Genomic DNA, 225 nt, shown 5'->3' on the forward strand with positions numbered 1-225 from the left:
CCCCCCCTCGGTTCCCCTCGCCACCCTCCAGAACAACAAGCCGATCCCTGCGGCCTCCTACAACGACCTCGTGAAGCAGGCCCTCTACTTCGCCGAGGAACAGGCTTACATCACTTCCGCCGGCACCGCTGCCGACCGTGTGGCGACCGCCGCTGATCGGGTGGCCGTGGCCGCCGACAGGGGCACCGTTAACACCGACAAGGGCATCGTCGCGGGCTACAAGGC

Annotated in this window: 1 protein-coding gene; it reads left to right on the forward strand. The window is 67.6% G+C overall.

Annotation, left to right across the window (positions count from 1 at the left end):
* Positions 1 to 225, forward strand: a 225-nt coding sequence (locus EOC06_RS40685; RefSeq protein ID WP_164899128.1) for a hypothetical protein, incomplete at both ends; no start/stop codon positions are given.

This window comes from Mesorhizobium sp. M7A.F.Ca.MR.362.00.0.0, assembly GCF_004023175.1.
In the GTDB taxonomy this organism is placed as follows: domain Bacteria; phylum Pseudomonadota; class Alphaproteobacteria; order Rhizobiales; family Rhizobiaceae; genus Mesorhizobium.